This window comes from Microbulbifer variabilis, from assembly GCF_056232115.1.
Map to the genome: position 1 here is coordinate 4,418,430 of NZ_CP174325.1, position 14,870 is coordinate 4,433,299.

The window sequence follows — 14,870 nt, forward strand, 5'->3', positions numbered from 1 at the left end:
CAATCTCATTTTTGTCACATCGAATCCAAAGACTGCAGATCCGAAAAGATAGTCATCTCATCCCCTGTGTGCTGCAGGAGAGAGTCCTAAAAATTAAACTTTCACTTAGCCTTCGGGAAGGCACCAGAGCCTCCTCGAATTATGTCGCTTAACAAGTGTGTGCGTGCTCAGTGGTTGCCTCTTCATCTGATGCCGCTAAAATCGACGTGCCCCACCTTCTTGGCGGCGACTATATATAAAAGATGGTAGATAGCCACCCAAATCGACAGGGTAGGCGCAATCGCAAAAGAAGAGACGCTATGGAAGCAAACCGGAATTTCAGAGATCGCATTATCGCATTGGGCAACTGGCTGGAAGAGCAGATTATCGGTCAGGAGACACTGGTTAATCGCATATTGATTGCCTTGCTTGCGGATGGCCACCTGCTGGTTGAGGGCGCCCCAGGCCTCGCCAAAACCAAGGCGATTAAAACATTGGGTGAAGCTATTGAGGGAGACTTCCATCGCGTTCAATTTACGCCAGATCTGCTACCGGCAGATATTACCGGCACCGACATCTACAGGCCGGAAACCGGAGAGTTCCATTTTCAACCCGGACCGGTATTTCACAACCTGATCCTGGCCGATGAGATAAATCGCGCGCCGGCCAAAGTACAGTCGGCGCTGCTGGAGGCCATGGCCGAGCGACAGATCAGTGTAGGCCGCAAAACCTATCCGCTACCGCAATTATTTTTGGTGATGGCCACCCAAAACCCTATTGAGCAGGAGGGGACTTATCCTCTACCTGAAGCCCAATTGGACAGATTCCTGATGCAGGTGAATCTTGCCTACCCCAACGCAGAGGCGGAAGCAAAAATCCTGCGGCTGGCCAGATCCGAGGCTACTCTTGGCGAAAATCGCCCCTCAGATATTATTAACCAGGAGACAATTTTCCAGGCCCGCAACCAGATTCTGGAAATGCAGATGGTTGAAGCTGTGGAGACCTATACTGTCCAACTTGTCATTGCTACGCGCGAACCGGCGAAGTATGACAGCGAGCTGGCTTCATGGCTAGATTTTGGTGCCAGTCCGCGAGCAACAATTGCTCTCGACCGCTGTGCACGCGCACGAGCATGGCTCGCAGGCCGAGATTATGTTACACCCGATGATGTTATGGACGTGGCACCAGATATTCTTCGTCACCGCTTGCTGCTTAGCTTTGAGGCCGAGGCCGCTGGTATCACGACCGACCATGTCATCCAACGCCTTCTGCAGCAGGTACCGGCAATCTAATGCACGCGGCAACCTCCCCAACGGAATTCGACTTACGCGGGGCTTACCCAGAGGTGGGCTCACTTGTACAAATGCGATATGTTGCACGCCAGCTGCAATTATTCAAGCCGCGCCTTGTACGTAGCGACCAAGCAGGCAACCTGCTGACTCGCTACCGCGGACGCGGGATGAATTTTGAAGAGGTGCGAGACTATCAGGCTGGCGATGATGTCCGCTCTATCGACTGGCGTGTAACAGCCCGCACAGGAAAAACCCACACCAAGCTTTATCAGGAGGAGAGAGAAAGGCCCGTTATAATCCTTTTGGATCTGCGTTCGCCAATGTTTTTTGGCAGCCATCGAGCCTTCAAGTCTGTCGCTGCAAGTGGAATTGCCGCAGCACTAGGCTGGGCTGGGCTCCAGCACAGCGACCGCATTGGCGCCCTACTTTTTTCCGACCGCGAAATAGATACAGTCAGACCGCGACGCAGTCACCACGCAGTGCTGTCAATGATACATAGTACCGTGGCCAGAGCTGCAGAATTGTGCAGTCCTGTAGCGGAAAGCGGCAGCCAAACCATGAAAAACCTTCTGGAAGAGACTCGGCGTATCGCCCGCCCCGGTAGCGCTTTATTTCTGATTAGTGACTGCCATGATCTGGATGCCCACTGCTCTCAATCCCTATACCTACTATCGCGACATGCGGATTTACAAGTGATTCGGATTACCGATCCACTAGAGCTACATTTACCGACTCAATCACTCACGATATCCGATGGTCGCCAACGCACATTTCTGAATGCAGGCAACAAGCCCCTGCGCGATCATTTCGCAGAAAAGCAGGCGCAAATACGGACCGACGTCGAACAGCTTTGCCGCCGACACCGATTGCCATTGCTGGATTTTGATAACACCAAGCCCCTAGTGCCTGAGTTGATATCATTCTACGGCTCACGCCAACAAAATGGTTGGCATAAGAATAAAAGGCAGTAGCTGTGACGGATAAGGATGCAAATGTGTTTTTGGTGCTAGAACTCTATTTCGCAGGTGAGATGGCAAAGCCTTCGATGGGGGAAGCATGTTGAGAAAACAGCAACAAATGCAAAGTCCTTCACCGGAAGCCCAGGAGCTATTGGCGCAACTTTACGATATTCAGGAACCGACCCCCATCAGCTGGTGGCCACCGGCTCCCGGTTGGTGGATTCTCGCCACAATACTCTTGTTAAGCGTTTTGGGAATCACCCTGTTAGTCAGATACCAACGTAAAAAAGCGGCGCGCAATCGCTACCGTATTGAGGCTATTAAACTGCTGGAAGCTGTAGATAATACTCAGGCAACAGCTACCGCAGAAATTAATGAGATCCTCAAGCGTGTTGCCGTAACTACCTTTGGTAGATCTCATTGTGGAAACCTCACCGGTGATCAATGGCTGAGCTTCCTGGAGAAATCTGCAGCCCATAAGTGCCCTCCAGATGCACGCCAAGCTCTACTGGAGCAACTCTACCGTGGAGTTTCTGACCCTCGAAATAACCAGGCACTACGCGAATATGCAATCACCTGGGTGAAAATACACGGTCTGCAGTCCCACCAGCCCTCTGCATTAGTACACAAGGAGGCTGCCGGTGTTTGAATTCGCTTGGCCGTGGGTTTTCATTCTCATACCTTTGCCATTACTTGCCCGCTGGCTACTCCCCAGAGCCAAGCCTATCAGCAGCGCTTTAAAGGTTCCTTTTTACGCTGACCTATCCCAGCGCAGTGGCGGCGAGCAGCGCAACTACTTCGGCTTACTATTACTCATTGTGATTTGGCTGCTACTAATAAGTGCCGCCGCTCGACCCCGGTGGTACGGCGAGCCAATCACCCAGACCAGTAGCGCCCGTGATCTTTTAGTCGCAGTAGACATCTCCGGCAGCATGGAAACCCCGGATATGATGCTGGGCGGCCGGCCAGCGATGCGCATAAACGCCGTCAAACAGGTAGTTGGAGATTTTGTAGAACGCCGCCAGGGAGACCGGTTGGGACTAGTGTTGTTTGGTACTCGCGCTTACCTCCAGGCACCTCTCACTTACGACCGGGAAACCGTGGGCACATTATTGCGCGAAGCCCAGATTGGTTTTGCAGGCCAGGGCACTGCTATCGGGGATGCAATAGGTTTATCTGTAAAAAGGCTTACACAGCGCCCCGCGGATCAAAGAGTCCTCATACTCCTAACCGATGGTGCCAATACCGCAGGAGAGGTATCGCCACTAAAAGCGGCAGAGCTGGCACAACAGGCCGGGATTACTGTCTATACCATTGGCGTTGGAGCGGAGGAGATGGTGCAGCCCGGGTTGCTCGGCAGTCGTTTTGGCAGTCGCCGTATTAACCCCTCCCGAGACTTGGATAGCAAAACCCTTCAAGCTATTGCAGATGAAACCGGAGGGCGCTATTTCCGAGCGCACAACCCTCAGGAGCTTGCCAAAATCTACGCTGAGCTGGACGAATTGGAGCCAGTTGAACAGGAAGCGGAAAGTTATCGACCGCTAAAATCGCTGTTTATTTGGCCTCTAGGAATAGCTCTACTGCTTGCAGGAACCTGGGCCATCCTCCCTTTAGCAACCAATATGAGAGAGCTGCAAAGCAGCACCAAACAGAGACTTAATACCGGAGGCAAGGCCCTGTGAGTATTCCAGACCTTCTCCAGACCTTTCATTTCCTACGCCCCTACTGGCTGTGGTTACTAATTCCTGCCGCTCTGATTTGTTGGGGATTGGGAAGGACCATTCTCAACAGCGCACAGTTACAAAAGATTATCGATGCCGATTTGCTACCGCATCTCTTAATGCGTGGCGGCACCAGGCGTCCGTGGCTGTTTGCCCTGATATTTGCCATATTGGCGGCAATGATCATCTCCTTGGCCGGGCCAACCTGGCGAAAATTACCAACGCCGGTATACAGCAGTCAGGATGCCCTAGTCATACTCCTGGACCTGTCTCCATCCATGATGGCGACAGATCTCTCCCCTAACCGCCTAACCAGGGCACGCTTGAAAATCCTGGATATCCTACGCGAGCGCCAGGATGGGCTGACAGCCCTGGTCGCCTATGCCGGCGAGGCCCATGTAGTAACACCGCTCACCGAAGATACTGCTACGATTGCCAACCTGGTGCCTGCCCTATCCCCAGCAATCATGCCTGTGCCTGGCAGTAATATAGAAATGGCAGTCACCACAGGCATTCAGTTATTAAAAGATGGCGCTACCGGGCGCGGTCAGCTCCTGGCTGTCACTGACGGCATTGACCCTATCGCAGCGGATGCTGTGGCAAAGTCTCTTTCGGAGGCCAACGTTGAGCTAAATATTCTCGCGGTCGGTAGCGGCGAAGGCAGCCCCATTCCCCGGGGAAATAGCGGCGGCTTTGTCACCGATAGTAAAGGGGCGATCGTCATTTCCAATTTCGACCCCCGTGAACTCCGCCAGCTCGCTCAAGATAGCGGGGGCCGCTATGCAAAAATCACCGTGAACGACTCTGATATCGAGCACCTTCTTCCCCACTCTGAGAGCCCCCAAAAAGCTGAACTGACCGAAAGGGAATTCGACCAGTGGCGGGATGAGGGCCCTCTGCTCATTCTGCTCATACTGCCATTTGCCGCGCTTTTATTTCGTAAGGGGGCCCTAGCCTGTGCTCTACCCTTTGCATTGCTAGTAGGCTTTCCCAGCGACAGCTATGCGCTGGAATGGAAGGATTTGTGGCAGCGGAAGGACCAGCAGGGCCAGAAACTGCTTAATGAGGGGGAGCCCGGCCAAGCGGCAGAAACTTTCCGCAACCCACAATGGCGCGGCGCCGCCAATTACCGGGCCGGAGACTACGCAGCCGCCCAAAAAGACTTCTCCTTAAATAGCGATCCTCAAGCGCTCTACAACCTCGGCAATAGTCTCGTCCAGCAGGGCAATTACCAGCAGGCAATCGAAGCTTACGATAAGGCCCTGGAACAGGCTCCTCAATTTGCCGACGCAGAGCATAATCGGGAGATCGCGAAAAAGCTGCAGGAGCTGCACGAACGCCAGCAACAACAAGCTCAGCAGCAATCCGGGGAACAACAAAAACAGGAACAACAAGAGCAAGAACAACAGTCCGGAAATCAACAACAGCAAAGTCAACAGGACCAGCAGCAGGAAGACCAGCAACAACCGTCAACTAGTGAATCCCAAGCCTCGCAGCAGGAATCCGAGGGACAGGAGCAAGAACAATCGGCACAGCAACAACAGACTGCAAGCGAGCAGCAGGAAAACCAGGAACAGGAACAACAAAAAGCTCAGCAGGATGAAAAGGAACAAGAAGAGGGGCGGGAACAAGAGCAACCCGCTAATGCGAAGGAAAACACCCTGGACCCAGAAACCCAGCAAGCGCTGGATCAGTGGCTGCGGCAAATCCCTGACGATCCCGCTGGTTTGATGCGTGAGAAATTCAAGTATGAAAGCCTGCAAAGACGCCGGGCCTATCGCAGTGGGGAGTGGGAGCCCCCAGAAAATGGCGCTACGCAGAGGTGGTAAAAGTTCACCACTTATGGATTTCTGAGTGCCCTAATTTCGGAAAAGTTAATGGTACACGTAAACGAAAAGCAAATGATAAACAGCGTATTCAGCCAACTTGGCCTCTATCACCTGTTCTTTTTTTTGCTGTTACTTGGTGGCAGCAACCTTAGTTTCGCCAGTGACCTAACAGCCACTGTCGATAGGAATAAAATAGGCATCGATGAAACTGTCAACTTACGTGTGCGCTACTCCGGCGATGAAAACGGCGGGCAACCTGACCTTGAGCAACTTGAGCAGGATTTCGATATCCTCTCCAGACAGCAATCCAATCAATACCGGGTAATAAATGGCCGCGCAGAAAGCTTTGTAGAGTGGACGCTTACACTCGCGCCCAAGCGTGAAGGAAAACTGTTCATACCATCTTTCCACTACAAAGGCCAAGTATCAGATGCGATTCCAGTCACGGTTAGTGAAGCAGGCAATACTCCTGATGGCACCAACCGCAAGGCATTTTTGGAAATTGAGCTGGATAAAGATAAAGCCTATGTACAAGAACAGATACTGGTCAAAGTACGCCTGTACACCACTATTGGCTTACACGATATAGCCACAGAGCCACTCCAGGTTGCCGGTGCTCACGTAGAAAAAGTTGATGAACAGCGCTATGAGCGCAAGCTGGATGGTATTAGCCATGCGGTATACGAGCTTACTTATGCGGTCTTCCCAGATAGCTCCGGTCAACTCTCCATCCCTGCTCTGACTTATGTAGCCATTGCTGGGCGCAGAGATCCCTTCTCTCTGTTTAATCGAAATAGCCAACGCCTACGCCTGCGCTCACAAGCGAAAACAATAGAAGTGCTTCCGAAGCCGGATAGTTATAGTGGAATTGACTGGCTACCAGCTGCGAGCCTGGGGATCGTGCAGAGTTGGAGTCAGGACCCAGATACATTTACTGTCGGCGAGCCTATCACTCGCATCCTCACTATTCGCGCTGAAGGTCTGAGAGCCGCCCAACTCCCACCATTGCCCAAGCTTGACGTAGAAGGGCTTAAGACTTATCCAGACCAACCCCAACAAGAGGACCAGGTTGGCCCAAATGGAGTAACCGGCAGCCGTATAGAAACCACTGCAATCGTTGCCACCCAGCCTGGTGACTACCAACTCCCCGCTATTACTGTTACCTGGTGGGACACCAAGAGTAAAAAACAGCGGGCCACTCAGTTACCAGCTTTTCGTTTTAATGTCAGTGGTACAGCAGCAACCTCACCGCAAAATCAAGAACCTGGTCAATTACCCTCCCCGGCCTCTAACACTACAAGCCTAGAAATCCAGGACTACTTTTGGCGCAACTTGGCTATAGCGGCAATCGCATCACACTTACTGTGGGTTATCTATTTTTACCGAACTCGCTGGAACAGCCACAGGCCAAACAGCCACCAAACTCCGAGGAATACGGCGGCACAGCGAGAATCAGCTCTAAGGAGGGCTGTGGATAGTGGAACACCGTTATACATCCAAAAAGCTCTTTTAGATTGGATTCATGTACGCTGGCCCCAGCTAAGAGGCAGCAACCTCACAGAAAGTACCCAACAATTAGCTTTTGAAGAGCTTGAAGAGCTTCATGGACTCTTAAGCGCAGCTATATATCAAGAACAGCCACGGCCGTTGAATCAACAGAAAGTCAAAGTTTTAGTGGAACGGTTGCTGGAAAAGCAATTGCCTTTTTCGGAAAGCACAGAAGAAGAATCTTTACCGAAATTATTTACCTAAGTAATACCTCCGCCCACAAAAAAGACTGCAAACATGCACCCCTCCAAAAAGAGGGGTGAGCTCTACTATTATCACTTAATATTTTTTTGATAAAGGAAGTTTATCTACTCATAACATCAAGCAACAAAGAATCAAACCACTATAAAATCTCACCACTGGTGCGGACGCCCCCTAAACACACTCTTGACCTTAACGTTTAGAGTGACCTATCTAAGCACCAACAAAAAGAACTATTGTTAAAAGTGCACCTCTTTTCCTGTGGCATTTTCAATGATTTTTTGGGGTACAGAGATAAATCCCAATCAGGGAAATCTAATTAACTGAAAAAATACAGGACAGACCATACGAATCATAGCATCCATATTAAAAAGCTTACCACTGAGAAGTTGCCCAGGCCGCAACAAACAGAACCTCAGGATAACTTTCCATTGGTGCAAATCTTAAAAATCTATAGCCCATCACTCTACCTAGCTGAAAACCTTCTAACCCTATAACTATAAATAAATTAGAGTTCTAGACCCGCAGCTTAAATACACACTAACTAGTTTTTTGCCAATTTAATTTAGAGCGGCAAATCTCATAAAAATTATGATCTAAAGGATGAATCAATGTTAATCGATGTGGCTTTTTATGAATTCTAATTACATCTCCAGGCCGCGTAATAACCTGATCATGTCCATCACAAGTGACATATGGCTTAGCAATATTATGTTCACCAATTATGAGTTTAAACTCACTGCTACCTTCCACAACTATAGGACGACTGCTTAGCGTATGAGGATTAAGAGGCACCAGGACAATTGCATCTAGCTTAGGGTGCATAATAGGCCCCCCACCAGAAAGCGCATAGGCTGTTGAGCCTGTTGGAGTGGAAACGATTAAACCATCCGATCTCTGTGTATATACGAACTGACCATCAATATACAAATCAAATTCAATCATCCGAATAAACTCACCCGGATGGAGCACCACATCATTGAGAGCAGCCCCCTTGCCAACTTGCTTTCCGGCTCTCGTGACAGACATATCTAATAAAAATCGACTCTCAGCCATATACTTACCAGACAACACCTCCCCAACCTTTTCTTCAACCTGGCCTGGCATAATATCTGTTAAGAAACCTAAACGTCCCCGATTAACCCCCAATAGCGGAACACTATACTTAGCAAGCGCCCTAGCTGCCCCAAGAAGACTTCCGTCACCACCAACAACAATAACTAAATCACACAATTCGCCAAGCCGCTCCTTGGAAGACACTCTAACATTGTGCCCTGATAGCGCCTCTGCCGTATTAGTTTCCAGAACTATTGAATAACCTTCTTTTTGAAGGAATGACATTAAGCGCTCGAGTGATATAACTGCACTCTCACTTTCTGTACGACCAATTAGACCTATATTTTGAAACTCAGTCACCATTCCCCCTATACATATTTAGTACCCCTCAACAGCCAGCTGAATACCCGCTCAGTCGATACTAACTGGCTAGGTGAAACCCCGAGAGCCCAAACCCCCATTATGCCGGAGACTAACTTTTCAGTCGAACTTGCAGAAGTCAGGAGAAAGTACAAAGTCATCATAGACTACGACGCACACTTTCCCGACAACCTTGTAGATTTAAGAGGTTCATTACGTCACCTCACCTAATATTTGAGCAACTCCTATTCATAACCGCGCCTTCCCTGAAGGCCCCCGGAATGAACTATAAGAACACGCTCCCCATGAGAGATATTTCCACTATTATTAATCTTTTGAAGGGCATTAAATAACTTCACAATATAAACAGACTCAATCGGGATCCCAGAGTGATCTTCGAGTATACGTTGTAACTCTCTTAATTCCGCTGAGAGCTTCCCATAGCCTCCTCCATGATATCCCCCCAACAAACACCCCATTCTTTCATTAGACAAGAGGTGAGGCACTTGCACTCCAGCCTGGATACTCTTGTTAATCTCTGAAGATTGGCCAAGCACAGTAAGCCAATGTTGTGCGCTTTTCCGAACACTCTCCCCTGCTTTTAAAACCTCAACCCCAACAACAGACGATCTCTGAATACTTGAACTAAGCCCAGCAAAGGTAGCTCCAGTCCCACAGGCTACCCAAACTTGATCAAAATCTACTGGCGCCGTGCACTCTATTACACGTCCCAATAATTGAGCACCTCGCACGCCAGCCAGATTAGAGCCCCCCTCAGGTACAAAGTAGACGCCTTGATTTTCAAGCCCCAACTCCTCTATAAAGCCCGATTCATAGCGTCGTCGATACTGCGCTCTTGTTACAAAAATTAATTTCATTCCAAGGCGTTCAGCATCCCGTAAAGTAGCACTAAGCACCGGCGGCCTTTCACCGCGAATAATACCTATAGTATTAATGCCAAAGCGAGCTCCAGAGGCTGCAACTGAGTGTATATGGTTTGACCAAGCCCCGCCGCATGTAACAATTGTCTCAGCCCTTTGATTTCTGGCCTCAATCAAATTATGGATAAGTTTGTAAGCCTTATTTCCTGATATTAGTGGATCGATCAAATCGTCACGCCTGACCCAAACATCCAAACCAGGAAACAAGCCGCCTCTAACCTGCTGGTATGGAATTCGAAAAGCTGCATCAGTAAATACCTGAAGATCTAGTCGGTCTAAAAAATGGGGCATCATGGACAAACCTTATAAAAAACTATTATGCCTATTTGGGGGGCACCTATCAGATACATTAATCTTATTATCCGCTCTGCCAAGAGCATTTCCCCTTTACCAACTTAAACCAAAACATCAATATTCTAATTAGGCACACATTAATGTTTTTAAAACCACGAGGCGACAATTAATCCAAAAGAAATTGAGGTGTACTAAAGAACAAGCTTCCACATCATAACCAAGCCAGCCTATAGCCTGCATTTCAACTGAAAAAGGCTTCGGTACGAATGGGCCAATATCACCATATCCAAAAAGCGGCTTCAATTTAGATGCAGTAGTTCATACAATAATTTTTCGAGCAGATGCCGTGCCAAACAATTGTCGGAATACATAAAAATAACTACAAAATGCAAAAGCTTCAGCCAGGTTCATGTGGTGCAGTAACGACAGCTAGCCTCGCAATGCGACTTCCGCATAAACCTACTTCCGGGGGAGACTGACCTGCAGCCCCTATCTTGCACCAGGTCCAATTCTGTAGTCACCTCAAATCAACAAGGAATATGAACCCACCTTAAATTACTGAACTGCCAGTAAAATGACTATATATCCATAACCATACACCTCAAAGCCCCCTGAAGGAACAATCTACCTAAAAGGGGATGGGGGTGAAGATTGTCGGCAGGTATGATACTTCCGGCTAGCAGGCGGTATTTAACTAGAACTCAGGCCTTTATAGGCAGAGCAAGCAACTCAGAAGCTTGCCACATAACCGATATGACTTGTGAGTATATTAACAGCTGAAGGTCGAAAATTATTCAATATCGGCGACCACAGAAATGTTTCCCCAGCCTAAACAGCCACAAAAAAGGCCCGCACTTTCGTGCGGGCCTTTTTTTAATCTGGCGGACCGGACGGGACTCGAACCCGCGACCTCCGGCGTGACAGGCCGGCATTCTAACCAACTGAACTACCGGTCCTCGGTAGCAAACTTCTTAGAAAGAAGTTGGTGGGTGGTACAGGGGTCGAACCTGTGACCTACGGCTTGTAAGGCCGTCGCTCTCCCAACTGAGCTAACCACCCGATGCTCTTTTCTTTAAGGGCCTTGCCCCCTTGAGCGAGGCGCATATTACCGGATTGGAATTTATTGTCAACAATTTTCGCGCCAAAAGTAAGAGTTACTAATCTTGGGCCTCTTCAGAGGGAGCAGAAACCGGTGCAGCCATCACATCCACCTCATCCACACTCACCTCCTGCATAATTTTGCCCTGCCGATAGTCGGGATCAATCAAGTGACCAGCTATCTTCACAGGGATTTCCATTGGAATTAACTGCTCCTTAGGACGCGCCAAATCCTGCTCATTGAAGTTACACACCCCAGTAGGAAAAATGCGCAGTAAATCATCAATTCGTCCAGTAATTTCTTCCGTGTGAGGACCATATACGCCTTTTGCCAAGGCTCTCTCTACAGGCTGTAATGCACACTTGAAAATATCATCAGTAATCGGTGCACCGGCCACCTGCCTGGAAGTGCTATGAATCGGGTACTCGCGCATACATTTCCCGGAAGCCAAGCCGTTCCATTCACCATTCCAAACTTCAGGGCCAGCCGCTAGTACATTGCCCTCCCGGTCAAAGCAGCGGTCGTTGGCACCTTCAGGCCGATTGCCTACCACACCCTTCGAAGGATTATTAATAATGTTCTGCATCCAGCGATCAACTATATCGAGCGCTTCATCCACTGGGTTGTGGTCCTTGTGACTCACCCAGATCAAGTGGTTGTCTGCATGACCCCGAGCACGGCGAATACGCTCACGTGCAGAAAAAGAAGCTGAGCTATGGTGCATATCGGGCTCTTTATCCAGATAGTGGCGCATATCCACTATCGGAATCTCAACATCTCCTAGAAAAACATGGCCCGACCGGTAGATCCCATTAATCGCCTCCATACTTGCGCGGCTCCGTTTTGCCGGCTTTGCAATTGTACCCAAGTTTAAATTTTGCTCGCTCCAAACAGATAGCTTCACTGGCAATAAGCCTCCGTTTAGAAACCACAACTTTTCATCACTCTGGTTTTCCTGTGCCTTCCACCCTCCAATAGATGCATTCACCTTTAAAAAGGTATCGATGCTTATATCCCCATTTACCAGTGCCTTTAAACCATACTGAACACCTTCATTATCCCAAGTACTATTGGCATAACCATTCTCTCCAGCGCCATAGAATTGACGCAGGTTCTCCCAATGAGTCCAGTGGACATTATCTACAACAGAGGTAGAAAAACTCTTAAAAAAATGTACAAAGTTAGGGTTGTTAACCAAGGGCACTAGCCCTCGCCACCCTTCCACACACTCCGTTGCCCCTCGAGCTCGGTTCCTATAGCGGCTATCAAATAAAGAAGCTGCAACGTTGATCATGTGGAAGCGACTATTCACTTCAGGGTTAGCCGCGAGCCCCTGAAGAATTGAACGCTCCTCTACACTCTTCCAGCGAGGATTATCGGCATCCTGCACATCAAAGAAGTATTCCAGCGGCTCACAATCGAATGCGTAGATAGTCTGAGTGACCATATCCGGATACGAGTAGAGAGGGATTACAGCATCCAATAAACCAGGGGCATTTTGGGCAAACAAGTACTGCTGGATAGCCCCCCCCGATCCACCTATACCCACTGTATACATTGGCTCGCCATAAAGGGCTTCGAACTGCTTCTTTAATCGACGCGCTGTATCCTCCGCCAGCCACATATTGTAGTGGTTGCGGGTTTGGTTTGCTGTCGAGTAAACAATTGCATATCCACGCGCCAACTGATCCACTCGCCGCCTGGTTACATCGCCTTTATTGAGGTTACCTTGGCGCCCCCCAATACCGACACCTCCCCTAAATTGATAAATCAACCGCCGGTTCCAATTGCTGCCATTAGGTGCCTCTGCAGTTTCCCCATCCCCCCGCAAAGCAGCAATCGCATAGAAATGCCGATTTATAGTGCCTGTCTCTACGCGTATAATGAAATCCACTTGGCGCCCATTTACAGTCACTTTATCAATATCATTTCGCGCCTCAAACAGATAGCGAAACTTTCCATCAGTTGTACTGCGATAGAAATAGGTAACCTCAGTTGCATGACTACAGTCGCGACTATATCCAATAACTTCCTTTGTTTTTTCGCCTGCCTCATTCAGCGCAAAAACAGGTACCCCCTCTTTCACCTGGTTATCGACCAACGGCTGTTTATTCGTAATGGCATTTCTACCGCAAAAGAATGGATACTTGGATGGACCGGTAAACAGGGTCTCCACAGGGCCAACTTCACCTATCGAGATCGGAAATGGAAAGTATTCTGGCGGGCGAGACATCATCCTCGGATGAGGGCCAGTATATGCAGGTGTAGGTTCATAATTTAGTGCGCCACTAGGCACCCCCAGTACAGGAGCATCTACTTTTCCATGTACTTTTGGCAGCTTCTCATACGCAACCCACGCAACTGCTCCCAACACAGCCAGCAAGAACAAGAAAAAAACTGAGAGAAACCATGCTCCCCTTGTCGACATAAACGCCTCCACAGCCGTCAACTTCTGTATCTGGTACAGGTTGATTATATGAAGGGATAAGCAAGGCAGCCGCTAGTTGGCGCCGGTCAGGACATCTAGGGCCAAAGTATCAGTAGCCGGAAGCAGATATCTTATCTATGGAAAGTCAAATCAAGTACTTATTGAAAGTTAAAAAGGAGGCGCTATGGCCCCCTCTCAAGACGAACTTAAGGAAATAAATTAGCCTTTAGTGATGACGCCTTTCTCCTGCAATGTAGAGATAATTATCTCCACTTCTTGTTCAAGAGTCATTTCAGCAGTGTTTAGGTGTAGCTCAGGGGAGAGCGGGGCCTCATAGGGATCATCAATGCCTGTGAAACCTTTGATCTCTCCGGCTCTAGCCTTTTTGTATAACCCTTTCGGGTCCCGCGACTCAGCCTCTTCAAGAGGGCAATCCACAAAAACTTCTAGGTAAGGAAGATCGCCAGATTCGTGTATTTTTCTGACCATGTCACGATCATCACGGTATGGACTAATAAAGCTACTCAATACCACAACCCCGGTATCTGCAAAAAGCTTGGAGATCTCACCTACCCGACGGATGTTCTCCTGTCGATCTTCAGCAGAGAAGCCAAGGTTGGAGTTGATACCCAGGCGAATATTGTCCCCATCCAAGCGATAACTTAGCACGCCCCTAGCGGCCAGAGCCCTTTCTACAGCAACTGCCACAGTGCTCTTGCCAGAACCAGACAAACCAGTGAACCAAAGGGTCGCGCCTTTATGACCAAGGATTTCCGCCCTTTTCTCCCTAGTCACTTCACCCTCATGCCAATGAACATTGGTCGCTTTGCGTTCAACTGTAGTAGTCACCGATCACTCCAAGATTTCACATACCATTCCTATGCACCCCACCATTAGCACTAAGTACCAACTAGCGGGGAAGTTTGGGCGCCAATTATCAAGGATTCAAGGGGATGACGTAAAGGGATTGCTTATAGCTATTTTGGGGGCGGAGGTTCATCCAGTGAATAATAAATGGCGAACTAAATTGCCCCAAAAGCCAAAAAAAAAGGAAAAAACGACTATTTAGAAAGGGAGAAATTCCCCAATTCCATTGGATAGCCCCAAAATTACTCTCCCAGGCTCAGCCACCAACTCAGCTAGACTTCACCCACCTAATATAA

General features: G+C 48.9%; 10 protein-coding genes and 2 tRNA genes. 6 read left to right on the top strand and 6 right to left on the bottom strand.

The window, feature by feature from the left end; translation table 11 throughout:
• The first annotated feature begins 299 nt into the window (after nt 1-299).
• The 6 genes from ACJJI7_RS19620 to ACJJI7_RS19645 all read left to right on the top strand — a co-directional run bounded on the left by ACJJI7_RS19620 (nt 300) and on the right by ACJJI7_RS19645 (nt 7,532).
• Nucleotides 300-1,271, top strand: coding sequence for an AAA family ATPase (locus ACJJI7_RS19620; RefSeq protein WP_020413115.1), 972 nt, complete (start codon nt 300-302; stop codon nt 1,269-1,271).
• Nucleotides 1,271-2,242 carry a DUF58 domain-containing protein gene (locus ACJJI7_RS19625; protein ID WP_282953254.1) on the top strand — a complete coding sequence of 324 codons (972 nt, stop codon included), beginning with the start codon at nt 1,271-1,273 and terminating at the stop codon, nt 2,240-2,242. The genes ACJJI7_RS19620 and ACJJI7_RS19625 overlap by 1 nt, the downstream gene beginning before the upstream one ends.
• Nucleotides 2,243-2,327: 85 nt before the next feature.
• The gene (locus ACJJI7_RS19630) at nt 2,328-2,879 is read left to right on the top strand and encodes a DUF4381 domain-containing protein (protein ID WP_282953253.1); all 552 of its coding nucleotides are present in this window, start codon (nt 2,328-2,330) and stop codon (nt 2,877-2,879) included.
• Nucleotides 2,872-3,912 carry a vWA domain-containing protein gene (locus ACJJI7_RS19635; protein WP_020413118.1) on the top strand — a complete coding sequence of 347 codons (1,041 nt, stop codon included), beginning with the start codon at nt 2,872-2,874 and terminating at the stop codon, nt 3,910-3,912. The genes ACJJI7_RS19630 and ACJJI7_RS19635 overlap by 8 nt, the downstream gene beginning before the upstream one ends.
• On the top strand, nt 3,909-5,780 hold the full coding sequence (locus tag ACJJI7_RS19640; protein WP_020413119.1) for a VWA domain-containing protein: 1,872 nt from the start codon (nt 3,909-3,911) through the stop codon (nt 5,778-5,780). The genes ACJJI7_RS19635 and ACJJI7_RS19640 overlap by 4 nt, the downstream gene beginning before the upstream one ends.
• Nucleotides 5,781-5,852: 72 nt before the next feature.
• Entirely contained in the window at nt 5,853-7,532 is a 1,680-nt protein-coding gene (locus ACJJI7_RS19645) for a BatD family protein (protein ID WP_444901437.1), read from the top strand.
• Nucleotides 7,533-8,069: 537 nt separating this feature from the next.
• Here ACJJI7_RS19645 and ACJJI7_RS19650 read toward each other — a convergent pair.
• The 6 genes from ACJJI7_RS19650 to cysC form a co-directional block, all read right to left on the bottom strand.
• The gene (locus ACJJI7_RS19650; RefSeq protein ID WP_026305068.1) at nt 8,070-8,945 is read right to left on the bottom strand and encodes an NAD(+) kinase; all 876 of its coding nucleotides are present in this window, start codon (nt 8,943-8,945) and stop codon (nt 8,070-8,072) included.
• Between the two features lie 245 nt (nt 8,946-9,190).
• Entirely contained in the window at nt 9,191-10,180 is a 990-nt protein-coding gene (locus tag ACJJI7_RS19655) for a 1-aminocyclopropane-1-carboxylate deaminase/D-cysteine desulfhydrase (protein ID WP_282953251.1), read from the bottom strand.
• An 879-nt stretch (nt 10,181-11,059) separates the two neighbouring features.
• Nucleotides 11,060-11,136, bottom strand: a tRNA-Asp gene (locus tag ACJJI7_RS19660).
• Nucleotides 11,137-11,163: 27 nt separating this feature from the next.
• Nucleotides 11,164-11,239: transfer RNA gene (locus tag ACJJI7_RS19665), tRNA-Val, on the bottom strand.
• Between the two features lie 98 nt (nt 11,240-11,337).
• Nucleotides 11,338-13,707 (bottom strand): DUF6351 family protein, encoded by a 2,370-nt coding sequence (locus ACJJI7_RS19670; RefSeq protein WP_444901436.1) that lies wholly within the window; start codon nt 13,705-13,707, stop codon nt 11,338-11,340.
• Between the two features lie 219 nt (nt 13,708-13,926).
• Nucleotides 13,927-14,556: an adenylyl-sulfate kinase gene (cysC, locus tag ACJJI7_RS19675; protein ID WP_353376414.1), complete on the bottom strand. Its 630-nt coding sequence runs from the start codon at nt 14,554-14,556 to the stop codon at nt 13,927-13,929.
• Nucleotides 14,557-14,870 lie beyond the last annotated feature (314 nt).